Origin of the sequence: Burkholderia sp. RF2-non_BP3, from assembly GCF_001522185.1 — a bacterium.
Taxonomy (GTDB): domain Bacteria; phylum Pseudomonadota; class Gammaproteobacteria; order Burkholderiales; family Burkholderiaceae; genus Burkholderia; species Burkholderia diffusa.
In genome coordinates this window covers 1-22141 of record NZ_LOSU01000031.1, presented here as the reverse complement: position 1 = coordinate 22141, position 22141 = coordinate 1, and the positions used below count along the sequence as shown (strand labels likewise).

Here is a 22141-nt window from a genome sequence, read left to right as displayed (position 1 = left end):
CGGTCAGGCGGGTTACGCGTGCGCCGCACGCTGCGTCCGCGTGCGCTTCACCGCGTACATCGCCTGGTCCGCACGTTCGATCAGCGCGTTCATGTCGGTGCCGTCGTCAGGCAGCATCGCGACGCCGACACTGACGCCGAGCCGCAGCGGATGTCCTTCGAATTCGAACGGCTCGCCGACCTGCCGGGCGAGCCGTGCGCGTTGCGCATCGACGTCGTCGCGGCTGCCGATGTTCGGCAGGATCACCGCGAACTCGTCGCCGCCCACGCGCGCGACCGTATCCGAGCGCCGCACGGCGCGCTGCATCCGCGCGGCGATCTCGCGCAGCGCGGCGTCGCCCGCGCGGTGGCCGTAGCCGTCGTTGATCGGCTTGAGCCCGTCCATGTCGATGTTCAGGATGCCGAGCCGGCCGTTCGCGCGCAGCGCCGTATGCATCGACTGGCGCAGGCGATCGTAGAACAGCGCGCGGTTCGGCAGGCCGGTGAGCGCGTCGTGCGTCGCGCGCAGGTACAACTCGTTGGCCTCGTTGCGCGCCGCGTGGAACATCGCGGCGGCGATCAGGTCGGCCGTGAGCCGCAGCGTCCCGGCATCGGCGGCCGAAAAACCGTCGATGTCCGGCGACATCACCTTCAGCACGCCGACCGTCGTGTCCGCGTGGGTGAGCGGCATCACCAGCATCGAGCGCAGCCCGACCCGGCGGCACGCATCGCGGTCGACGCGCGGGTCGGATTCCGAATCCTTGCAGTGCAGCAGTTCGCCGCGCGTCACGCACAGGCCGGACAGGCTGCCCGAGCGGCGCAGCCGCAGCCCGAGCATCCCGGCGGCGGAGCCCGACGCGGCGCGGTACACCATGTCGTCGCCTTCGGCGAATTCGACCGCCGCGCCGCTCGCGCCCGTGAGCTGCGGCACCTGCTCGGTCACGTAAGCCATCACGCTGCCGAGGTCGAGGCCGAGTTTCGCGATCTCGGTCTGCGCGGCGATGATGCGCAGCAGCGTGTCGGAGGACGGGGTAGCGGTGTCGACGATTTGATCCAAGTCAGTTTTCCATGAAGAAAGCCAAGCACGCGGCCCGGGCTTGCGGTAGCATACGCGCCGCTCACGCGGCAGCGCGTTCCGGGCGGCCCGCAACGGGCCGCCGCCGGCATCCGGCCGGTTTCCCGGGGCGCCGGACCGCCGGTTCAGCAGCGCCGGCAGTATGCCGGGCGGTCCGGCCGGCAGCAACGGTGTAACTCTTGCCATTCCATCGCGACGCGCAGCATTTCCGACCGGATTGAGTTGTTTTTCGCTTCGTCAGCACGAATCAGGGCGAGTTTTGTCTTGATTTTGAGATAGTGTGACGAATGTGCGAGCGCCGGTGCCCGGTGCGCGCTGTCCGACGAATCGGCAGCAAAATGATTCGCCGCGTCGTTTCGATAAATGCATTCAGGCCAGACTTTGAGGGGAAGCAGTGGGGATGTGCACTCACGGGCATAGCTGCTTTGCGCGCGTCGGTTGCGGCGCGCTTGATGACCGGACGATCTTGACGAAGCGGGGCCGCGCATGAAGCCGGCCGCGTCGCTGTTCGTCCTGTCGCTCGCCACGTTCGGCGCGTTCCATGCGGCCGCGCTGTCGGCCGCGCACATGCCGGCCGCGGCCGCTTCGGCGTCCGCCGGCAGTCCGGCCGTGACGGCGCCCGCCAGCGGCGCGGCCGCGCTGAGCGCCGCCGGCCAGCCCGCGACGACCGTGCACCTGCCGTTCGCGTCGCTCGGCGCGTTCGACCCGGTCCACCTGCGCGGCGCCGACGACGCGCGCACGATCAATGCGGGCGTGCGGCTCGACCGCGTGGTCACCGGCGCGCGGCTGCGCCTGACCTACGCGTATTCGCCGGCGCTGGTCTTCCCGATGTCGCACCTGAAGGTCTCGATGAACGGCGAGGTGGTCGCGACCGTCCCGTTCGACGCGACCCGCGCGGGCCGCACGGTCACGCAGGACATCCCGATCGATCCGCGCTACTTCTCCGATTTCAACCAGATCGGCCTGCGCCTGATCGCGCATTACACGCTCGACCACTGCGAGGACCCGTCGAGCTCGGCGCTGTGGGCCGACGTGAGCCCGACGAGCGAACTGATCCTCGATGAGTCGCCGGTGCGCCTGCCGAACGATCTCGCGCTGCTGCCCGCGCCGTTCTTCGACCGGCGCGACAACGGGCTCCTGCGGCTGCCGTTCGTGCTGCCGGCGTCGCCCGACTCGGCGACGCTGCGCAGCGCCGGCGTGCTCGCGTCGTGGTTCGGCGCGCTGGCCGACTACCGGCAGGCGCGCTTCCCGGTTGCGGCGACGCTCCCGGCCGACGACCAGGCGGTGGTGGTCGGCACGGCCGCGACCTTGCCGGCCGGCCTCGCACTGCCGTCGGTCAACGGCCCGCTGCTCGCCGTCGCCGACAACCCGGCCGCGCCGGGCCGCAAGCTGCTGGTCGTGACGGGCCGCACGGCTGCCGAGGTCGACGACGCGGTCGCGGCGCTCGTGCTCGGCCGCGCGGCGCTGTCGGGCCCGGCGGCGACGGTCGCGCACGTGGATCTCGGCGCGCCGCGCAAGCCGTACGACGCACCGCGCTGGCTGCCGGTGAACCGGCCGATCACGTTCCGAGAATTGGTGTCGGATCCGCGCGAACTCGAAGTGCGCGGCACGTCGCCCGACGCGATCCGGCTGAACCTGCGCGTGCCGGCCGATCTGCATTCGTGGAACGGCTCGGGCGTGCCGATCACGCTGCGCTATCGCTACACCGCGCCGACCGTGCAGGACAACTCGACGCTCGCCGTCGAGATCAACGAACAGCTCGTGAAGTCGTACCGGCTCGGGCCGACCCATGCGGAAGACGCGCGCGGGCGCATGCAGCTGCCGCTGCTGTCGGTGCCGGAAGGGCGCGTGACGAGCGATGTCGACATTCCGGCGTTCCGCGTCGGCAGCGGCAACCAGCTGCAGTTCCGCTTCACGCTCGATTCGCAGAGGACGGGGCTCTGCTCGAGCACCGCGACCGAGCCGCAGCGCGCGGCGATCGATCCGGATTCGACGATCGACTTCTCGCACTTCGTCCATTACGCGCAACTGCCGAACCTCGCGTTCTTCGCGAACAGCGGTTTCCCGTTCACGCGCTTCGCCGACCTGTCGCAGACGGCGGTCGTGATGCCGGACCGGCCGTCGCCGCAGGAGCTGGAAGCCTACCTGACGATGCTCGGCCACATGGGGCAGTGGACCGGCTTCCCGGCGCTGCGCGTGCAGGTCGCGCGGCCCGGCGACGTCGCCGCGCTCGCGGGCCGCAAGGACCTGCTCGTGATCGACGGCTCGCCCGCGTCGCCGCTGCTGTCGCACTGGCGCGCGGCGTTGCCGCTGTCGATCGACCAGCAGGCCGGCACGGGCGCGACGCGTGTCGCGTTCTCGGTGAAGGAGCGCTGGCGCAACGGCGTCGGCATGGCCGACGGCGGCGCGCATATCGAACAGACGGGCTCGCTCGCGGCGCTGGCCGGGTTCGAGCTGCCGGGCAGCCATGGCCGCAGCGTCGTGGCGCTGACGGCGACCGACCAGACGCGTCTGGCCGATCTGCTCGACGTGTTCGAGAAGCCGGGCCTCGTGTCGCAGCTGCAGGGCGACCTCGCGCTGGTGCGGCCGGGGCAGGTCGACAGCCTGCGCGTCGGCGAGCCGTACGTGGTCGGCTTCGTGCCGTGGTACGCGCGCGTCTGGACGCAAGCGGCGCGGCACCCGGTGGTGCTCGGCGTGGTCGGCGTCGTCGCGGGGCTGCTGCTCGCGCTCGGCGTGTTCAGCGTGCTGCAGAGAATCGCCGCGCGCCGACGGGGGATGTAACGGATGGCGTGGGCATTTGCACGGCGACGGGCAGCGCAGCCGGCGCGGCGGGTCGGCACGACGCTCGTGCTGGCCGTCGCGGCCGTGTGCGCGGCGCCCGGCGCCGCCGGGCGCGCGCAGGCCGCGCAAGGCGGCGCGGCCGACGTGCGGTGCGGCGCGGCGTGGCCGCGCTGGGACGCGTTCAAGCGCGATTTCGTGTCGGCCGACGGCCGGGTGATCGACGTCGGCTCGACGGATTCGCGCACGGTATCGGAGGGGCAGGCGTATGGACTGTTCTTCGCGCTCGTCGCGAACGACCGGCGCACGTTCGACACGATCCTCGCATGGACCGAGAACAACCTCGCGCAGGGCGACCTGAGCGCCCGTCTGCCGGCGTGGCTGTGGGGCCGCGCGCCGGACGGCGCGTGGCGCGTGCTCGACGCGAACGCGGCGTCCGATGCCGACCTGTGGATCGCGTACACGCTCGTCGAAGCCGGACGGCTGTGGCACGAGCGCAGCTATACGGCGCGCGGCGCGCTGCTCGCGAAGCGCGTGCTCGACGACGAGACGGCCAGCGTGCCGGGCCTCGGCCTCACGCTGCTGCCCGGGCCGACCGGATTCAGGCTGGCCGACGGCCGATGGCGCGTGAACCCGAGCTATTCGCCGCCGCAGGTGATCCGCGGGCTCGCCGCGCGGCTGCCGGACGATCGCCGCTGGGCCGCGCTCGCGGCCAGCACCGGCCGCGTGCTGCTCGACACCGCGCCCAAAGGCTTTGCGCCGGACTGGGCGTTGTATCGCGCCGGCGCCGGCTTCGCGCCCGATCCGCAGACCCACGCGGAAAGCGCGTACAACGCGATACGCGTGTATTTGTGGGCCGGCATGCTCGATCGCGCCGATCCGCTCGCCGCGCCGCTGCTCGCGCGCTTCGCACCGTTCGCCGATTACATCGCCGCGCATGGCGCGCCGCCGGAGAAGGTCGATACGACGACCGGCGTCGCGGGGCCGAACGACGGCAACGGCGGCTTCTCGGCGGCGGCCGTGCCGTTCCTCGACGCGCGCGGCCAGCATGCGCTCGCCGATGCGCAGGCGGCCCGTGTCGACGCGCTCGCGCGCCAGTCGGCACCCGGCTATTACACGAGCGTGCTGACGCTGTTCGGCCTCGGCTGGCGCGAGGGCCGTTACCGGTTCGGCGCGGACGGGTCGCTCGATGCACGCTGGGAGGGCCGTTCATGCGTGGCCCGATGAAGCACGGCGCGCGGCGTGTCGCGGGGCTTGCGTGGCTCGCGTCGTCGGTCTCCGCGGCGGCGCCGGCCACCGTCGCCGTCGCGGCGACGAAACCCGTCGCGCCGAATGCCGTGTCGGCGCCGGCCTCGGCCTCGGCCACGTCGCCCGACGCGCGGCGTCAGCTCGCGACCGCCCGCATGTGGGGCGCCAAGCATCGCGACGACCTCGCGCGCGACGCACTGCGCAAGGGGCTCCTGATCGCGCCGGACGATTCCGAACTGCTCGCGGAGCAGGTGCGCGTGCTGCTGCGGCTCGGCGACGCGCAAGGCGCGCAGGCCACGCTGGCGCGCCTGCAGGCGCGCGCGCCGGCGGCGCCCGACACGCGCCGCGCGGCCGACGAATACCGCGTCGCGACGAGCGGCCGCGGCGAGATGGCGCAGATCCGCCTGCTTGCACGCAGCGGCCGCGCCGACGAGGCGGCCCGCCGGATCGTCGCGCTGTTTCCGAACGGCGCGCCGTCCGGTGCGCTGGGCGCCGAGTATTACCAGATCGTCGCGAACGCGCCGGGCGGCCGCGAACCGGCGGTCGCCGCGCTGCGCCGCGCGGTCACGGCCGACCCGCAGGATTCGAACGCGGCGCTGGCGCTCGCGCGGCTCCTGAACCAGCGCGACGACACACGTGCGGAGGCGAATCGCATCGCGTGGTCGCTCGCGAAGCGGCCCGACGCCGACCATACGGAAGCGATGGCCGTGTGGCGGCGCGTGCTGCAGTCCGCCGGCACCGATCCCGCCTATCTCGACGCGTTGCGTGCCTATCTCGCGCTCGTCCCGGACGACACCGAATTCCGCGATCGCGCCGCCGCACTCGACCGGCAGCGCGACGCGCAGCGGCTGCTCGAGCGCGATCCGGGCTACATCGCGCAACAGCGTGGCTTGCAGGCGCTCGCGCGCGGCGATCTGAGCGGCGCCGATCCGCTGCTTGCGCGCGCCGCGCAGGCGCGCGCGGGTGATGCCGATGCGGTCGGCGGGCTCGGCCTGCTGCGCCTGCGCGAAGGCCGGCACGACGAAGCGCGCGCGCTGTTCACGCGCGCCGCGGCGCTGTCGACCGACCAGCGCGGCAAGTGGCAGAGCCTCGCGCGCACCGCGCAGTTCTGGGGGCTGATCGCGCAAGGGCGCGCGGCGGCGTCGGCCGGACGGCCGCAGGATGCCGAGCGCGCGGCGCGCGCCGCGCTCGCGATGCAGCCCGACAGCCCGGACGCGAAGCTTCAGCTTGCCGATGCGCTGCTCGCGCAGCGCGACTGGGCGCGCGCGGAGCCGTTGCTGCGCGAACTGCTGGCCGCACGTTCGCCGAACCTGTCGGCGGTGCGCGGCACGGCGACGCTGTACGAGAACACCGGCCGCGCGGATCGCATCGGCCCGCTGCTCGACGCGCTGCAGAGCCGCGTGACGGGCCGCGACGATCGTCACGCGCTCGACGGGCTGCGCGCCGACCTGCTCGCGAGCGAGGCGCGCGCGCTGGCGGACAAGGGCGAACGCGGGCCGGCCGCACAACGCTACGAAGCGGCGGTGCGCGCGGCGCCCGATGCGCCGTGGACGCGCTTCGCGCTTGCGCGGCTGTATCGCGACATGGGGCTGCCGCAGCTCGGCCGCACGGTGATGGACGACGGGCTCGCGCAAAGCGACACGCCCGAGATGCGCTATGCGACCGCGCTGTATCGCAACTCGCTCGACGACATCGCGGGCGCACAGGCCGCGCTCGCGGGCGTCGACGATGCGCGACGCTCGGACGGCATGCGCGCGCTCGCACGCAAGCTCGACGCGGAAGGTTCGCTGGCCGGCGCGCGCGGCGCGCTCGGCCGTGGCGATCGTGCGGCCTTCGCCGCGTCGCTCGCCCATGCGCAGGCGAGCGCGCCGGACGATCCCGACATGCTGGCCGCGGTCGGCGCGCAGTGGATCGACGCGGGCGAACCCGAGCGCGGCCTCGCGCCGTTGCGCGACTGGATCGCCGCGCATCCGGGCGAGGCCGATCCCGACGTGCGGCTGCGCTACGGCGACCTGCTCGGCAGCGCGGGGCGCGACGACGCGCTCGCCGCGTGGCTCGACGCGCTGCGCCGCGAGCCGGCGCTGACGCCGGCACAGACCGCGCGGATCGAGGACCAGTCGCTGCGGCTCGTGCTGCGGCAGACGGACGACGCGATCGCGCAACGGGACTATGCGCGCGCCCGCGCGCTGCTCGACCGGGCGAGCCCGGCCGGCCGCGCGGACAAGCGCTACGCACTCGAACTGGCCGACCTCGAACGCGCGCAGGGCCGTTACGACGCGGCACGCGACGCGCTCGCGCCGGTCGTCGCGCGCACGCCGGACGATGCCGATACGCAGCTCGCGCTCGCGCGCATCGACGAGGACAGCGGCCACCGCGCGGCCGCGCTCGCACGCGTGCAGGCCGTGCTCGCGCGCACGCCGGACGACGACGTCGATACGCGGCTGTCGGTCGTGCGCCGGCTGAACGCGCTGCGCCGCCCCGACGAAGCCGCGCAGGTGATCGACCCGCTGCAGGCCGCGTACCCGGCGCGTGCCGACGTGACGGTCGCGGCGGGGCGCGTGGCCGAGGCGCAGGGCCGCTACGACGATGCCGCATCGCTGTACCGGCTGTCGCTGTCGCAGGAGCGCACGAGCGGCGTGAGCCCTGGCCGCGACGGTCGCACGCCCGCGCAGGCCGCGTTCGCGGATCTTGCGCAGCGGCGCGATCCCGAGATCGAGATCGGCTGGCTGCCCGCGTACAAATCGGGCGACGAAGGGATTTCCGCGTACCGCGCGCAGCAGGTGCCGATCTACGTGCAGATGCCGGTGCGCTACGACGGGCATGCGTTCCTGCAGCTCGACACCGTGCATCTGGACGCCGGCACGCTCGATACGAGCGACCCGAACGCGTATTCGCTGAAGACGTTCGGGACCTACGCGGCGCTCAACACGCCGATCGGGCTGCCCGCGCCGTTCGCCGCGAATCCGTCGGCCGCCGCGTCGATCGCGCATCCGCCCGGCGACCTGCATCAGCCGATGACGGGCGTCGCGCTCGGCGCCGGCTATCGCACGGACGCATGGCGCGTCGACCTCGGCACGTCGCCGCTCGGCTTCCCGGTGCATTACCTGGTCGGCGGCGTACGCTACCGCTTCGACGCGGGGCCGGCGAGCTTCACCGTGAACGCGTCGCGCCGGCCGGAGACGAGCAGCGTGCTGTCGTATGCGGGGATGCGCGATCCGTGGACCGGGGCCGTATGGGGCGGTGTGCGTCGCGATGGCGTGAACCTGCGCGCGGCGGTCGACGTCGGGCGCGTGAACCTGTTCGCCGAACTCGGCGCGGGCGTGCTGTCCGGCCGCAACGTCGAGCGCAACGCGGAAGTCACGCTGCGCTCCGGCTTCACGGTGCCCGTGTACGAACGCGCGACGATGAAGGTGAGCACGGGGCTCGTCGGCAACGCGTGGCACTACGCGCAGAACCTGCGTTACTACACGTACGGGCAGGGCGGTTACTACAGCCCGCAGCGCTACCTGTCGCTCGGCGTGCCGATCGAGTGGGCCGGGCGGCGCGACGCGCTGTCGTGGGACCTGACCGTCACGGCCGGGATCTCGAACAGCTACGAAAAGGATTCGCTGTTCTACCCGACCTTCGCGAACCAGCGCGCCGCGCAGGAGGCGGCGGGGCTCGTCTACGCGGGCAGTTCGACGCGCGGCGTGTCGTTCTCGTATGGCGTGAACGGCATCGTCGAATATCGCGTGAATCCGCACCTGAGCGTGGGCGCGCAACTGCACGTCGACCGGTCGCACGACTATGCGCCGAGTTCGGCGCTCGTGTACCTGCGCTATGCGTTCGACGCACGCGCGGAGCGCAGCTGGCTCGTCACGCCGACGCCGGTGCGGCTTTATTCGGATTACTAGGGGCTGCTTGCATATGGAACGTACATGCGAATGCCCGAAATCGCCTGCAGGGCAAGAAGTGAGGAGCGCCGTTTGGCCGAGCCAAACAAGCGACGAGCGACGCCGCCATGCGGGCGATTTCGGGCGTTCCCCTGGAACGACTTTTGGGTTTGGGGTTGCCACGAGAACGGCCGCTCGCCGCGTTGCGCTCCTTGCGAATACGGCCAGTATTCGCGGCGTCCCACGCCTCGCGAGCGGCCGTTCTCGTGGCAACGCGTGTGCGTTCCATATGCAAGCAGACCCGGGGGGAAGCGCGTGAATACGGAAATCGATGCAACCCGTCCCGCGCTCGGCGCCGCCGGCCTGCTGGGCCGCCTGCGCGCGCTGCTGCGCACCGGGCCGGCCGGTGGCCGCGCCGGCCCGCTGAGCCGGCTCGCGATCGACGGCCTGCCCGATACGTGGACGCAGCTGGAAGCGGGCGGCCTGTACGCGATCTATGCCGCTGCCGGCACGCCGGCGTGCGACGCGCTGGTGTGGGAAAGCGCGCGGCAGTCGCGCACGCGCGACGTGACGGTCGTGCTGGCGCGCGACGCGGCGCGCGTCGCCGCGCAGATGGCGTCGCGCGGTTTCGCGGGCGGCGCGCAGCCGGCCGGCTGGCCGCGCAACCTGAACGTGCTGGCGATGCCGCCCGCGCACGAGCCGGCCGACGGCGATGCCGCGCGCGAACCCGCTGCGCCGCGCCGTGCGGCGCCCGGTCCGTTCGCACGGCTCACGGGTGGCTTGCGCGCGATGAAGCGCTACGGCTTTCGCGCGCGCTCGCTGTATTTCATCGAAGGCGCGCAGCGCTGGTTCAGCTGGGGCGATCCGGCGGCACTCGCGGAAGAGGCACACGCGCTCGCCGACTGGTGCCGCACGCACCGGATCGCGCTGGTGCTGCTGGTCGATCCGGAGATCGTGCGCACCGGCGCCGACCTCGATACCGACGATCCGCCGCTCGTGCGCGATGCGAATCGCGCGCCGCGCAGCGGCTTTCACGCGGTGTGCTCGGGCGTCGCGCAGCTGCAGCGCACGCACGGCGAGCTGCTGTGGGTCGTCGATTTCTGGCGTGCCGGCGACACGCTCGCGGCCGGTGAAGTGCGGCCGCTGCGTTTCGCGCCGAGCGGCCGGCTCGCCGCGATCGTCGACGGCGCCGCCGCCGAGCCGTCGCGCCGGATGAAGCTCGCGACCGACGAGGATCGCGTCGTCGTCAGCCGCGCGGTGCTCGACGAAACGAGCCGCGTACCCGCCGGCTGGGAAATCGTCGACGACAACGCGGCGGTCGTCGCCGCCTGTGCGCATGCGCAGGCCGCGACCGCGGTTCTGGCGTTCCGCACGCACGCGCAGCTCGAGGCGCTGTGCGCGGCCGTTCACACGCTGCGCCGGCAATCCGGCGGCGCACTGAAGATCGCCGTCGTCGAGCGCGGCGAGGTGCTGCGCCAGCAGTTCGAGATGCTGGTGCTGAGCGTCGGCGCGAATCGCGTCGTCGCGCGCGACCTGCCGGTGTCGCGGGTGCACGCGGCCGTGAACGCACTGCGCGGGCAGCTCTATGCGCGGCCCGTCGCGGCCGACTATCGTGCGGCGCTCGCGGCCGCGCTCGGCGATTCGGTGCTGGGCTACCTGCCGGTCGGCGCCTTCTGTCTGCGGATTCGCGCGGTGCTCGATCGCGGCGCCGTGCTCGCGTTGCCGCATACGCTCGCGAAGATCGCGCTGCTGCCCGGCGTGTCGCACGTCGATGCGCTGCGGCACTGCCGGCCGCGCCGCGCGGGCGACGTCGTGACCGCCGATGCCGGACACCTGTACGTGTTCCTGTTCGCGTGCGAGCCGGCCGATGCCGACGACGCGCTGACGCGGATCTTCGACGTGCCGGTCGACACGCTGTCCGATCGCGTCGTGTGTCTCGGACAGGGCAGCATCGACACCGAGCTCGATGCGCTGAAGACCGAGAACCGGCGCGCGCCGATCGCCGACTACAGCGACCTGTTCGCGACGGCGAAGCCGGCCGGCGCGGCGCGCGCGCCGATCGAACGCGCGGAGGATGTCGCGCCGCGCGCCGAACCGGACGCCGACGTCGCAGCGGCCGGGACGGTCGACGCGCATGCCGATGCGGCGCCGCACGCCGGCGACGCCACGCCGGGCGCAGATACGCCGGCACCGTCCGCCGAATTTCCCGTCGCGCGCACGCGCGGCGCCATCCGCAGCGCGATGCCGCTGCGCAAGCCGGAGGGCGCATGATCGCCGAACTCGTCATCGGATTCGTCGTCGGCATCGCGATCGCGGTGCCGGTGTGGGTCGTCGCGCAGCACCTGGGCCTCGGCCGCGGTTTTCATGCGCCGCGCGGGCTGCACCGGCGCGACGCGGTGCCGTGCGAACTCGTGCCGGTCGCGCTGCGCGGGCGCCTGCTGCCCGAGGCCGGCCGTACCGACGAGGCCGCGCCATGAAGACGATCGCCGTCACGTCGACCACCGGCGGCGCGGGCCGCACGACGCTCGCCGGCGCGCTCGCGGTGCTGCTCGCGCGCCGCGGCCGGCCGGTCGTCGCGGTCGAGTTCGACGCGCAGAACCTGATGGGCGCGACGCTCGGTCTCGACACGCTGGCCGAGCACGGGCTCGCGCACAGCCTGCTCGGTGACGCCGGCGACGCCGCGCCATGGCACGCGCATACGTGGCGCAATGCCGACGGCGTGCTGTTCGTGCCGTATGGCCAGGTCGACGCAGCGGGCGCCGCCGCCTGCGATGCGCGGCTCGCGGCCGATCCGGCCTGGCTGTCGCGCGCGCTCGACGAGATCGCGCTGCCGGCGGACGGCGTCGTGCTGGTCGACACCGCGCGCTACCCGTCGCCGCAGGCCGAGCAGGCGATTCGCCGCGCCGACCTGACGCTCGTCGTCGTGCCGCCCGAACCGGCCGCGTGCGCGACGGTCGCCGCGCGCCTCGACGCGCTGCGGGCCGGCGGCGGCGACCTGCAGATCGTCGTGAACCGGCTGAACCCGGCGCGCGACATGCAGCGCGATGCGCTCGCGATGCTGCGCGCGGTCGCGGGGCCGGCGTCGATGCTCGAACAGCGGATTCACGTCGATGCGGCCGTGCCCGAGACGCTCGCGCGCGGCACCTGGATCTTCGACGACGCGCCGTATTCGCAGGCGTCGCACGACCTGAACGGCGTCGCGAACTGGGTCGACGCGTGGCTCGCGGCGGCCGCGGCCGGCCGCACGGGAGCGCGGCGATGAAGGCCGCGTTCGCGTCGCGCTGGCGCGCCGCGGCCCGGCGCGCGACCGACTGGTGCGCGCGCGGGATCGGGCTGCCGGCCCAGCGCACGCTGCTCGACTGGCTCGTGCGGCTGTTCTTCCATGCACCGCCGCCCGGCCGGCCCGATCCCGTGCGCCGCCGGGCGCGCGTTGCCTTCCTGTGGCTCGCGCAGGAGTGGGGCGTGCTGCAGCCGCTGAGCCCGCGCGAATGGTTGTGGCGCGCGATCGTGCGCGCGCCGCGCGCGGCCGACGAGCGGCCCGCGCGCGATCCGCTCGCATGGTTCGACACGTTCGTCGTGCCGGTCTACGTCGCGGCGCGCGCGCTCGGCGCCCGCCTCGACGCGCTGCTCGGGCGCCTGCCGTGGGCGCGCTGGGGCGGCTGGCTCGACGCGCGCGCGCACGGCGTCGGCCGGCACCGCTGGCTCGCTCCGCTGCTGCTGATCGCCGGTGCGCTGATGTGGGCCGCGGCCGGGATGTCGCCGCTGATGCCCGGCGCGCAGTTCGCGTTCTTCGCGATCGTCGCGGTGCTGGCGCTGGCGCTGCGCCGCCTGCCGGGCCATCTGCCGACGCTCGCGCTCGCGTCGCTCGCGCTGCTCGCCACGGTTCGCTACGTGTGGTGGCGCACGACCCAGACGCTCGATTTCCGCAGCCCCGTCGAGGCGTTCGCCGGCTACCTGCTGTACGGTGCCGAAGCCTACACGTGGATGATCCTGCTGCTCGGCTTCATACAGACCGCATGGCCGCTCGACCGGCCGATCGTGCCGTTGCCCGACGATCCCGACAGCTGGCCGAGCGTCGACATCTATATCCCGACCTACAACGAGCCGCTGTCGGTCGTGAAGCCGACCGTGTTCGCGTCGCAGAGCATCGACTGGCCGTCGGCCAAGCTGCGCGTGTACCTGCTCGACGACGGCCGCCGCCCCGAGTTCGAGGCGTTCGCGCGGGAAGCGGGGATCGGCTACCTGACGCGCGACGACAATCGCCACGCGAAGGCCGGCAACATCAACCGCGCGCTGCCGAAGACGCACGGCGAATACATCGCGATCTTCGACTGCGATCACGTGCCGACGCGCTCGTTCCTGCAGACGACGATGGGCGTGTTCCTGCGCGATCCGAAATGCGCGCTGGTGCAGACGCCGCACCATTTCTTCTCGCCCGATCCGTTCGAGCGCAACCTCGGCACGTTCCGCGAGATCCCGAACGAGGGCAACCTGTTCTACGGACTCGTGCAGTCGGGCAACGACCTGTGGAACGCGACGTTCTTCTGCGGATCGTGCGCGGTGCTCAAGCGCAGCGCGCTGGAGGAGGTGGGCGGCGTCGCCGTCGAGACCGTGACCGAGGACGCGCACACCGCGCTCAAGCTGCATCGCCGCGGCTACACGTCGGCCTACCTGCCGACCGTGCAGGCGGCCGGCCTCGCGACCGAGAGCCTCGCGGGCCACGTGAAGCAGCGCACGCGCTGGGCGCGCGGGATGGCGCAGATCTTCCGCATCGACAACCCGTTCCTCGGGCGCGGACTCGGCTTCATTCAGCGGATCTGCTACGGCAATGCGATGCTGCATTTCTTCTACGGGATCCCGCGGCTCGTGTTCCTGACGATCCCGCTCGCCTACCTGTTCTTCCACCTGTACTTCATCAATGCGTCGTCGATCGCGCTCGCGAGCTACGTGATCCCGTACCTGGTGCTCGCGAACGTCGCGAACTCGCGGATGCAGGGGCGTTATCGCCATTCGTTCTGGGCCGAGGTCTATGAATCGGTGCTCGCGTGGTACATCGCGCTGCCGACCACCGTCGCGTTCTTCAGCCCGAAGCACGGCAAGTTCAACGTGACCGACAAGGGCGGCAAGATCGACGAAGGCTACGTCGACTGGTCGACGTCGAAGCCGTACCTCGTGCTGTTCGCGCTGAACGTGCTCGCGATCGCGGCCGGCGTGTGGCGGCTCGCGGCCGATCAGGGCGACGAGGCGTCGACGATCCTGATCACGCTCGGCTGGACCGTCTACAACCTCGCGATGCTCGGCGCCGCGCTGGCCGTCGCGCGCGAGACCAAACAGGTGCGCGTCACGCACCGGATCGCGATGCGCGTGCCGGCGACGCTGCTGCTCGCCGACGGGTCGACGGCGGCTTGCTTCACCAGCGACTACTCGACCGGCGGCCTCGGCCTCGAAGCGGTGCCGGGCCTGCCGCTCGCGGTCGGCGACACGCTGACGGTGTGCGTGACGCGTGGCGACCGGCCGTTCCCGTTCCCGGTGCGCGTGAGCCGCGTGACGCCGACGCACGTCGGCGTGAGCTTCGAGGCGCTGACGCTCGAGCAGGAGCGCCAGCTCGTGCAGTGCACGTTCGGCCGCGCGGACGCGTGGCTCGACTGGCACGCCAGCGCGCGCGCGGACACGCCGCTGCGCGGGCTGAAGGAAGTGCTGCGCGTGGGCCTGGACGGTTACGTACGAATGTGGAAGGGCGCGGCGCGCGGCGTGCAGTCGATGCTGGCGCCGAAGCTCGATCGGGCGCGCGACTGACGCGGCGGCCATCACGGAGTGGTTCAAATGACGTTCTGGAATCTGTATTTCATCCTGAAGTTCGCGCTGTTCGCGACCGGCCACCTGCAGCCGCTGTGGCTCGCGAACCTCGCGTTCGCGCTGGCGCTCGCGGTGAGCGCGCCGATCCGGCGCCGCGCGTGGCGCATCGTGCGGCAGCTCGTCGCGATCGCGATCGCGGTGCCGCTGCTCGCGCGCGAAATGCATGCGCCGCCGCTCGCGCGCCTCGCCGAAGCGGCGCGCGAGGTCGGCACGTTCCGCCTCGATTACTGGATGGAGTTGCTGCCGCGCCTGTTGCCGCCCGTGCTGGTGCTGACGGTCGCGGGCGTGCTGATCGTCTATTTCGTCGTCAATCGCTGGGTGCGTGTCGCGACCTTCGTGCTCGCCGTGCTGATCGTGATGCCGCTGTGGCAGGCCGGCAACGGGCTGATGGCGCGCGTCGTCGCGCCGCTGCCGCAGCAGGTCGACGCGACGGGCGCGCGCGCCGGCCAGCCCGAGGATCACAACGCGGCGCTCGCGACGTTCCGCGCGCAGGAATCGCAGCGCCAGGTCGCGTTCGGTCATCTCGGCAACGACCCGGCCGCGCAGTTCGACGTGATCGTGCTGCACGTCTGCTCGCTGTCGTGGGACGACCTCGATGCCGCGAAGGTGCGCAACCACCCGATGCTGAATCACTTCGACTACCTGTTCAACAACTTCAGCACGGCCGCGAGCTACAGCGGGCCGGCCGCGATCCGCGTGCTGCGCGCGAGCTGCGGGCAGGAAGCGCATGCGGACCTGTACAAGCCGGCGCCGCAGCAGTGCCACCTGTTCTCGCAACTCGCGTCCGCCGGCTACACGGTGCAGTCGCTGCTGAACCACGACGGCCACTTCGACAATTTCCTCCAGGTCATTCACGACAATATCGGCGTGCCCGACGCGCCGATGATCTCGAATGCCGCCGCTCCGGTCGCGATGCATGCGTTCGACGGCTCGGCGATCAAGGACGATTACGGCACGCTCGCGAGCTGGTACGCGCAGCGCGCGTCGGTGCCGGGCCCGGTCGCGCTGTACTACAACACGATCAGCCTGCACGACGGCAACCGCGTGGTGGGGAGTGGGCTGACCAGCATCGATTCGTATCCGCAGCGCGCGACCAGGCTGATGAACGACTTCGACCGGCTCGCCGACCTGATCGCGCAGTCGGGCCGGCGCGCGGTGATCGTGTTCGTGCCCGAGCACGGCGCCGCGCTGCGCGGCGACAAGAACCAGGTCGCGGGCCTGCGCGAGATTCCGACGCCGCGCATCGTCCACGGGCCGGTCGGCGTGCGGCTCGTCGGCTTCACCGGCAATCACGGCACGACGACGGTGATCGACCAGCCGACGAGCTTTCTCGCGCTCGCGCAGCTGCTGTCGAACCTCGTGTCGAACAGCCCGTTCAAGCCGGGCGTGACGCTTGCACAATATGCGGCCGACCTGCCGCGCACGCGGATGGTCGGCGAGAACGAAGGCACGGTGACGGTGCAGACGAGCGCCGGCTATGCGGTCAAGACTCCGGACGGCGTATGGATCGACGAACAGTAAACATCGGCGAAGGCGACGACGATCGCCTGTCGCAACCGAACGACGTGCTCGGCCTCGCGCGGCACTTGCCCGCGCTGGATCCGGCACGCTACGTCGACGAGCAGGCGCGGCGCGCGTTCGTCGAATCGCTGGACCGCTGGCCGGTGCTCGCGAAGCTGATGGGATTGAAGCGGTAAACGCAACGCGGCCGGCGTGAAATGCCGGCCGCGTTGCATCGATGATGCCGATTGCTGCCGGCTTACTGCGCGCGGCGCGCCGGCTGGCGCGTCCACTCGTTTTCCTCGCCCGGCACCTTGCCGAAGGTCTGCGCGGCCCACGCGTCGCGGGCCGCCTCGATCTTCGCGCGCTCGCTCGACACGAAATTCCATTCGATGAACCGCTCGCCCGGCAGGTGCGCACCGCCGAGCAGCATCACGCGCGCGCCGTTCCCGCTGGCGAGCGCAACGTTCGCGCCGGGTTCGAGCACGGCCATCGTCGTCGGTGCGAGCGGCGTGCCGTCGATCGTGAGGTCGCCGTCGACGAGATACACGCCGCGCTCGTCGTGTTCCGCATCGAGCGCGAGTTGCGCGCCCGCGGCGAATTCCGCATACGCGTAGAGCGTCGGCGAGAACACGGCGACCGGCGACGTGAGCCCGAATGCGGTGCCCGCGATCACGCGCACGCTCGCACCGTCGCGCGTGAACGACGGCAGCGTGTCGGCCGCGTGATGCGCGAACGCGGGCGCGGTGTCCTCGTGCTCGACCGGCAGCGCGACCCAGGTCTGGATCCCGTGCACGGGCTGTTCATGCGGGCGGTCCTCGTCGGGCGAGCGCTCCGAATGGACGATGCCGCGCCCGGCCGTCATCCAGTTCACGTCGCCGGGCACGATCTTCTGCCGGAAGCCGAGGCTGTCGTGATGCATCAGCGTGCCGTCGAACAGGTAGGTGACCGTCGCGAGGCCGATGTGCGGATGCGGCAACACGTCGATCCCGCTGCCAGCCGGCAGCACGGCCGGCCCCATTTCGTCGAAGAAGATGAACGGCCCGACGAGGCGCGCGGCGCGCGCGGGCAGCACGCGGCGCACGACGAGGTTGCCGATGTCGCTCTCGCGCGGCGTGAGCAAGGTCTTGATCGATGCGGACATGGCGGGTTTCTCGGTGTCGGTGAGTCAGGCGATGGTCGTATCGATCGCGATCGGGTGCGTGAGGATCTTGTGCACCGGACACGCGTTCGCGATCTGCAGCAGGCGCTCGCGCTGCTCGTCGGTCAGGTCGCCGTCGAGCGTGATGCGGCGCATGATCGTGCTGCCCGCGCTGCCCGATTCGTGCGCGAGCTTCACGTGGACTTCGGCGAGCGGCCAGCCCTTGCGTTGCGCGTACATCTTCAGCGTGATCGCGGTGCAGGCGCCGAGGCTCGATAGCAGCAGCGCGACGGGCGTCGGTGCGGTGTCGCCGCCGCCGAGCGACGCCGGTTCGTCGGCGCGCCACTGATGCACGCCGTCGGTGAAATGGACCAGGTAATCGACGGAGCCGATGCTCGCTTCGACGGACAGTTCGCTCATTGCAATTCCATGTGGGGAAAGGGGAGACGGGCCGGCCGGGCATGGCCGGGCACGCGAGGCGTTACGGTTCGAGCAGGCGCTGCAGCCGCAGTTCCTCGAAATCCAGCTCGGATTCTATGCGGTGCAACACCGCGTCGTCGACCCGGCCGTCGCGATGCAGGCCGAGCAGCGCGTCGCGCGACACGCCGACCAGTTCCAGCTCGACGCGCAGCATCCGCGCGCGCACGTCGGCCGGTTCGGCGCCGTCGCGGTGCGCGCGTTCGTTGAACGCGACGCGGCTGCGGTATTCGGTCAGCAGCCGGTCGAGCGATGCGCGTTCGAGGCCCGAGCCGCGCTGTTCGCGAGCATCGAGTTCGGCGAGCGCCGCACCGAATGTGTAGGCGCGCACCGCATGCTCGGACATCGTGTGGCGCGCGGCCGGGCGCAGCTTCAGCACGCGGATCAGCGGCGCGAGCGTGCCGCCTTGCACGACCAGCGTCGCGATGATCAGCAGGAACGTGCTGAACAGGATCAGGTCGCGGCCGGGGAAGTCGTTCGGCAGCGCGATCGCGGCCGCGAGGCTCACGACGCCGCGCATGCCGGACCAGCCGAGCACGACGGCCTCGCGCCACGACCACGGCGCGTGGCCCGCGCGCGGCGCGCGCAGGCGGCCCGGCAGCCACATCGCGACGAACACCCACACGACGCGCGCGGCGCGCGCAGGCGGCCCGGCAGCCACATCGCGACGAACACCCACACGACGCGCGCGGCGATCGCGGCGGCCGTCGCCGGCAGCGCGACGCGCAGGCCGGCCATCAGCACTGCGCCTTCGTGGTTCACGCGCGCGAGGATCGCGTGCAGCGCGAGGCCGATCAGGATGAACACGAGCGCGTCGAGCACGAACACGATCGCTTCCCAGGTCGCCTTCGCCTTGATCCGCATGTCGGCGTCGAACACGCGATGCTGGCGCACGCCGAGCACGAGGCCGCACGTCACGACCGACAGCACGCCCGAGCCGTGCACGGCTTCCGCGATCCCGTAGCTGCCCCACGCCATCGCGAAGGTCACGACGATGCCGAGCATCGGCTCGCGCAGGCGCTGCAGCACCCAGCACATCGCATGACCGCATGCGAGACCGACTGCGATGCCGATCAGCGTGAGCGAGAAGAACAGGCCGGTGGCGCTCGCGGTCGTGATCGTGACGGCGAGCGCGGCCGACACGGCCATCTGATACAGCAGCAGGCCCGACGCATCGTTGACGAGGCTTTCGCCTTCGAGCACCGCGACGAGCCGGGCGGGCAGCGGATGGCGCTGCAGGATCGCCTTCGCGGCGACCGCGTCGGGCGGCGACACGATCGCGCCGAGCGTGAAGCACGCGGCCCACGGCAGCGCCGGATTGACCGCATGCACGGCAAGCGCGACCGCAATCGTCGTGAACGCCACCGCGCCGAGCGCGAGCGACGCGATCGACCCGAGCTCGTGCCGGAATTCCTTCCATGCCGTATAGAACCCGCTCGACATCAGCAGCGGCGGCAGCACGGCCGCAAGCAGCAGCGCCGGGTCCATGTCGGGCACGCGCTTGCCGGCGACGGCCACCACGCAGCCGCCGAGCAGCAGCACGACGGCCGGTGGAATCGAGATCCGCTCCGCGAGCCACGTGAGCGCGCCCGCGCCGCAGATCAACAGCAGCAGGTAATGAAACAGTTCGACGTTGTTCATGAGCCGTGCATCACGACGGCTTGCGGTCGTTCGCGGCGCCGCCCGGCAGCGTGCCGAACATGTGCTGGCTGCATTGCGCGTCGCGCCACGCGGTATTCAGCCGGTAGCCGGACAGCATCCGGCGCGCGAGCGGCAGGATCTGTTCGCCGGCCAGCATGCCGAGCAGGCCGAGGAGCGCGATGATCGGCGGTGCCGGCGAATTCACGCCGAGCGCGCCGTAGATGACGCCGGCGAGGATGCCTGCGAACAGCGACAGAAAATACGGCTTCATGGTGAAAACCTCTCGTGATAGGCTGATCGGGGGGCGAAGGGCGTGCCTTCAACGTGCTGGAAGCGTATCGGGTTTACGTGTGGAACAAAAGGGCGGATGGCCCTTCGAGAGCCCTCTCTTTCGGAATTCGATCGATTCCATTTCTTGGATGTTCGAGCCGCGACTTTTCCGATTAAATGGCTGCAACCGGAAGACGCCGTTCCGGGGTAACGCACAGTCGGCTCCTCCCGGTTTCCGGTCGAGGCAAGCCTCAAACGTTTCCTGTCCAAAGGATGATTCGCGCCATGAGCAACCCGAAGCTTGAAGTCCTCACCCCCCAGAACAGCCAGTTGATCTTCATCGACCAGCAGCCGCAGATGGCGTTCGGCGTGCAGTCGATCGATCGCCAGACGTTGAAGAACAACGTCGTCGGGCTGGCCAAGGCCGCGAAGGCATTCAACATCCCCACCACGATCACCACCGTCGAAAGCGACAGCTTCTCGGGCTACACCTATCCCGAGCTGCTCGACGTGTTCCCGAACCAGAAGACGCTCGAACGCACGTCGATGAACTCGTGGGACGACCAGAAGGTCCGCGATGCGCTGGCCGCGAACGGCCGCAGGAAGGTCATCGTGTCGGGCCTGTGGACGGAAGTCTGCAATACGACGTTCGCGCTCAGCGCGATGCTCGAAGGCGATTACGAAATCTACATGGTGGCCGACGCGTCGGGCGGCACGTCGAAGGACGCGCACGACTTTGCGATGCAGCGGATGATCCAGGCCGGCGTCGTGCCCGTCACCTGGCAGCAGGTCGCGCTCGAGTGGCAGCGCGACTGGGCGCGCCGCGACACCTACGACGCCGTGATGGCGGTCGCGAAGGAGCATTCGGGCGCGTACGGCATGGGCGTCGACTACGCGTACACGATGGTTCACAAGGCCGCGCAGCGCACCGCGACGCCGCACGAGTCGATTCCGGCCGTCCCGGCGAAGTAACGGGCACGGGCCGCCCGTTCAGACGGGCGGCAGTGCCCACGGCGCGTGCGACAGATGTTCGACGAGGAACTCGAGCAGCGCCGTTACGCGCGCGGCACGCAGCATGCCGGGCGGCGTGACGAGATTGACGTTGATGTCGGCGATTTTCCAGTCGGGCATGACTTCCTCGAGCTCGCCGCTTTGCAGTGCGTCCCACACCAGGAACGTCGGCTGCAGCGCGAGACCGTGGCCGGCAAGAAGCGCGGGGCCGATGACGTCGGCGTTGTTGGTGCGGATGCGGCCGCGCACGGGGATGCCGATTTCGTCGTTCGACGCGGTGTGGCGAAAGCGCCAGTAGTCGGGCGTCGGGATGTTCGTGTAGGTCAGGCACACGTGCCGGTCGAGTTCGCTCGGATGGGTCGGCCGGCCATGCCGATCGAGATACGCAGGCGATGCGACGAGCGGCCGGCGCACCGCGCACAGACGACGCGCCCGCAGCGAGGAATCGTTCAGCTCGGCGATCCGGATCGCGACGTCGAAGCCGCCCGACACGATGTCGACGAACTGGTCGGACAGCACGAGATCGATGTCGACGCGCGGGTAGCGTTCGAGAAACGCGGGCAGCACCGGCGCCAGATGGTGCAGCCCGAACGACATCGGCGCGTTCACGCGCACGAGGCCGTGCGGTTCGAGCGCGTGCGCGGAGGCCTCGTCCTCGATCATCTCGGCGTCGGCGAGCAGGCGGATCGCGCGATCGCGCAGCAGTTCGCCGGTCGGCGTGAGCGACAGCTTGCGCGACGTGCGGTACAGCAGCATCGCGCCGAGGCGCTTTTCGAGGCGTGCGATCGCTTTCGACACGGTCGGTTGCGAGATGCCGAGCAGGTCGGCCGCCTTGGCGAACGAACCGGTCTCGGCGACGCGCGCGAAGATGGCCCAGGCTTCGAGATCGGGAAGATGTTGCATGGCTGGAGAGCGTGGCGGCGAAGTGAAGCGAACGGGCGGAAACGATTCGGGCTGCCGACGCACGGCGCCCGGGCGGCAATGCGGCACATTCTAATTCAGTCGGGAAGGGCGTATGGAATCGTATCTGGCTTCATTGGGCGCCGGCGTGTTGATCGGCGTCGTGTACAGCGTGATCAAGGTGCGCTCGCCCGCACCGCCGCTGATCGCGCTGATCGGTCTGGCCGGCATGCTGATCGGCGTGGCGGCCGTCGCACCGGTCCGTCACTGGCTCGGTTTCTGATTGCATCGAGGACATATTGATGAGCACGACCGACACCCAACCGGATCTGATCCTCCATAACGGAAGATTCACGACCCTCGACCGCACGAACCCCGTCGCGACCTCCGTCGC

At 71.2% G+C, this 22141-nt stretch carries 16 protein-coding genes and 1 pseudogene; 11 read left to right on the top strand and 6 right to left on the bottom strand.

Annotation, left to right across the window (positions count from 1 at the left end; translation table 11 throughout):
- Positions 1-12: 12 nt before the first annotated feature.
- Entirely contained in the window at positions 13-1035 is a 1023-nt protein-coding gene (locus tag WS45_RS14840; RefSeq protein ID WP_059700613.1) for a sensor domain-containing diguanylate cyclase, read from the bottom strand.
- 504 nt (positions 1036-1539) lie between these two features.
- On the opposite strand from WS45_RS14840, the gene bcsB reads away from it, so the two are divergent.
- The 9 genes from bcsB (at position 1540) to WS45_RS14795 (ending at position 16504) form a co-directional block, all read left to right on the top strand.
- Positions 1540-3834, top strand: a complete 2295-nt coding sequence (bcsB, locus tag WS45_RS14835; protein WP_059700612.1) for a cellulose biosynthesis cyclic di-GMP-binding regulatory protein BcsB — start codon at positions 1540-1542, stop codon at positions 3832-3834.
- 3 nt (positions 3835-3837) lie between these two features.
- Positions 3838-5058 (top strand): cellulose synthase complex periplasmic endoglucanase BcsZ, encoded by a 1221-nt coding sequence (gene bcsZ, locus WS45_RS14830; protein ID WP_059700611.1) that lies wholly within the window; start codon positions 3838-3840, stop codon positions 5056-5058.
- Entirely contained in the window at positions 5043-8972 is a 3930-nt protein-coding gene (locus WS45_RS14825; RefSeq protein ID WP_059700610.1) for a cellulose synthase subunit BcsC-related outer membrane protein, read from the top strand. Before bcsZ ends, WS45_RS14825 begins: the two co-directional genes overlap by 16 nt.
- Before the next feature lie 294 nt (positions 8973-9266).
- Positions 9267-11222 carry a cellulose biosynthesis protein BcsE gene (bcsE, locus tag WS45_RS14820; protein WP_059700609.1) on the top strand — a complete coding sequence of 652 codons (1956 nt, stop codon included), beginning with the start codon at positions 9267-9269 and terminating at the stop codon, positions 11220-11222.
- The gene (locus WS45_RS14815; RefSeq protein ID WP_059700608.1) at positions 11219-11428 is read left to right on the top strand and encodes a hypothetical protein; all 210 of its coding nucleotides are present in this window, start codon (positions 11219-11221) and stop codon (positions 11426-11428) included. Before bcsE ends, WS45_RS14815 begins: the two co-directional genes overlap by 4 nt.
- Positions 11425-12213 carry a cellulose biosynthesis protein BcsQ gene (gene bcsQ, locus WS45_RS14810; protein ID WP_059523323.1) on the top strand — a complete coding sequence of 263 codons (789 nt, stop codon included), beginning with the start codon at positions 11425-11427 and terminating at the stop codon, positions 12211-12213. The genes WS45_RS14815 and bcsQ overlap by 4 nt, the downstream gene beginning before the upstream one ends.
- The gene (bcsA, locus tag WS45_RS14805; protein ID WP_059700640.1) at positions 12210-14747 is read left to right on the top strand and encodes a UDP-forming cellulose synthase catalytic subunit; all 2538 of its coding nucleotides are present in this window, start codon (positions 12210-12212) and stop codon (positions 14745-14747) included. The genes bcsQ and bcsA overlap by 4 nt, the downstream gene beginning before the upstream one ends.
- A gap of 27 nt (positions 14748-14774) precedes the next feature.
- Entirely contained in the window at positions 14775-16328 is a 1554-nt protein-coding gene (bcsG, locus tag WS45_RS14800; protein ID WP_059700607.1) for a cellulose biosynthesis protein BcsG, read from the top strand.
- The gene (locus tag WS45_RS14795) at positions 16310-16504 is read left to right on the top strand and encodes a hypothetical protein (RefSeq protein WP_059691215.1); all 195 of its coding nucleotides are present in this window, start codon (positions 16310-16312) and stop codon (positions 16502-16504) included. Before bcsG ends, WS45_RS14795 begins: the two co-directional genes overlap by 19 nt.
- Before the next feature lie 62 nt (positions 16505-16566).
- On the opposite strand, the gene WS45_RS14790 is transcribed toward WS45_RS14795, so the two are convergent.
- The 4 genes and pseudogenes from WS45_RS14790 to WS45_RS14775 form a co-directional block, all read right to left on the bottom strand.
- Positions 16567-17451 carry a pirin family protein gene (locus tag WS45_RS14790; protein ID WP_059700606.1) on the bottom strand — a complete coding sequence of 295 codons (885 nt, stop codon included), beginning with the start codon at positions 17449-17451 and terminating at the stop codon, positions 16567-16569.
- A 24-nt stretch (positions 17452-17475) separates the two neighbouring features.
- Complete coding sequence (locus WS45_RS14785) at positions 17476-17868, bottom strand: OsmC family protein (RefSeq protein ID WP_059700605.1); 393 nt, start codon at positions 17866-17868, stop codon at positions 17476-17478.
- A gap of 61 nt (positions 17869-17929) precedes the next feature.
- Positions 17930-19566, bottom strand: a pseudogene (locus WS45_RS14780) (cation:proton antiporter).
- 10 nt (positions 19567-19576) lie between these two features.
- Complete coding sequence (locus WS45_RS14775; protein ID WP_059523312.1) at positions 19577-19837, bottom strand: DUF1427 family protein; 261 nt, start codon at positions 19835-19837, stop codon at positions 19577-19579.
- 284 nt (positions 19838-20121) lie between these two features.
- On the opposite strand from WS45_RS14775, the gene WS45_RS14770 reads away from it, so the two are divergent.
- Positions 20122-20808: a hydrolase gene (locus tag WS45_RS14770; protein WP_059700604.1), complete on the top strand. Its 687-nt coding sequence runs from the start codon at positions 20122-20124 to the stop codon at positions 20806-20808.
- 18 nt (positions 20809-20826) lie between these two features.
- Here the strand turns inward: WS45_RS14770 and WS45_RS14765 are convergent, their stop codons facing one another.
- Positions 20827-21750: a LysR family transcriptional regulator gene (locus WS45_RS14765; protein WP_059691221.1), complete on the bottom strand. Its 924-nt coding sequence runs from the start codon at positions 21748-21750 to the stop codon at positions 20827-20829.
- Positions 21751-21862: 112 nt separating this feature from the next.
- Between WS45_RS14765 and WS45_RS14760 the strand changes: the two genes are divergently transcribed.
- Positions 21863-22030, top strand: a complete 168-nt coding sequence (locus WS45_RS14760) for a DUF1427 family protein (protein WP_059700603.1) — start codon at positions 21863-21865, stop codon at positions 22028-22030.
- The last annotated feature ends 111 nt before the right edge of the window (positions 22031-22141 follow it).

Coding starts and splice junctions, on each gene's coding strand:
- WS45_RS14795 (WP_059691215.1), top strand. CDS start 16,310: ATGGATCGACGAACAGTAAACATCGGCGAAGGCGACGACGATCGCCTG.
- WS45_RS14785 (WP_059700605.1), bottom strand. CDS start 17,868: ATGAGCGAACTGTCCGTCGAAGCGAGCATCGGCTCCGTCGATTACCTG.
- bcsA (WP_059700640.1), top strand. CDS start 12,210: ATGAAGGCCGCGTTCGCGTCGCGCTGGCGCGCCGCGGCCCGGCGCGCG.
- WS45_RS14770 (WP_059700604.1), top strand. CDS start 20,122: ATGAGCAACCCGAAGCTTGAAGTCCTCACCCCCCAGAACAGCCAGTTG.
- WS45_RS14815 (WP_059700608.1), top strand. CDS start 11,219: ATGATCGCCGAACTCGTCATCGGATTCGTCGTCGGCATCGCGATCGCG.
- WS45_RS14775 (WP_059523312.1), bottom strand. CDS start 19,837: ATGAAGCCGTATTTTCTGTCGCTGTTCGCAGGCATCCTCGCCGGCGTC.
- bcsG (WP_059700607.1), top strand. CDS start 14,775: ATGACGTTCTGGAATCTGTATTTCATCCTGAAGTTCGCGCTGTTCGCG.
- WS45_RS14790 (WP_059700606.1), bottom strand. CDS start 17,451: ATGTCCGCATCGATCAAGACCTTGCTCACGCCGCGCGAGAGCGACATC.
- WS45_RS14825 (WP_059700610.1), top strand. CDS start 5,043: ATGCGTGGCCCGATGAAGCACGGCGCGCGGCGTGTCGCGGGGCTTGCG.
- WS45_RS14760 (WP_059700603.1), top strand. CDS start 21,863: ATGGAATCGTATCTGGCTTCATTGGGCGCCGGCGTGTTGATCGGCGTC.
- bcsZ (WP_059700611.1), top strand. CDS start 3,838: ATGGCGTGGGCATTTGCACGGCGACGGGCAGCGCAGCCGGCGCGGCGG.
- bcsQ (WP_059523323.1), top strand. CDS start 11,425: ATGAAGACGATCGCCGTCACGTCGACCACCGGCGGCGCGGGCCGCACG.
- WS45_RS14765 (WP_059691221.1), bottom strand. CDS start 21,750: ATGCAACATCTTCCCGATCTCGAAGCCTGGGCCATCTTCGCGCGCGTC.
- bcsB (WP_059700612.1), top strand. CDS start 1,540: ATGAAGCCGGCCGCGTCGCTGTTCGTCCTGTCGCTCGCCACGTTCGGC.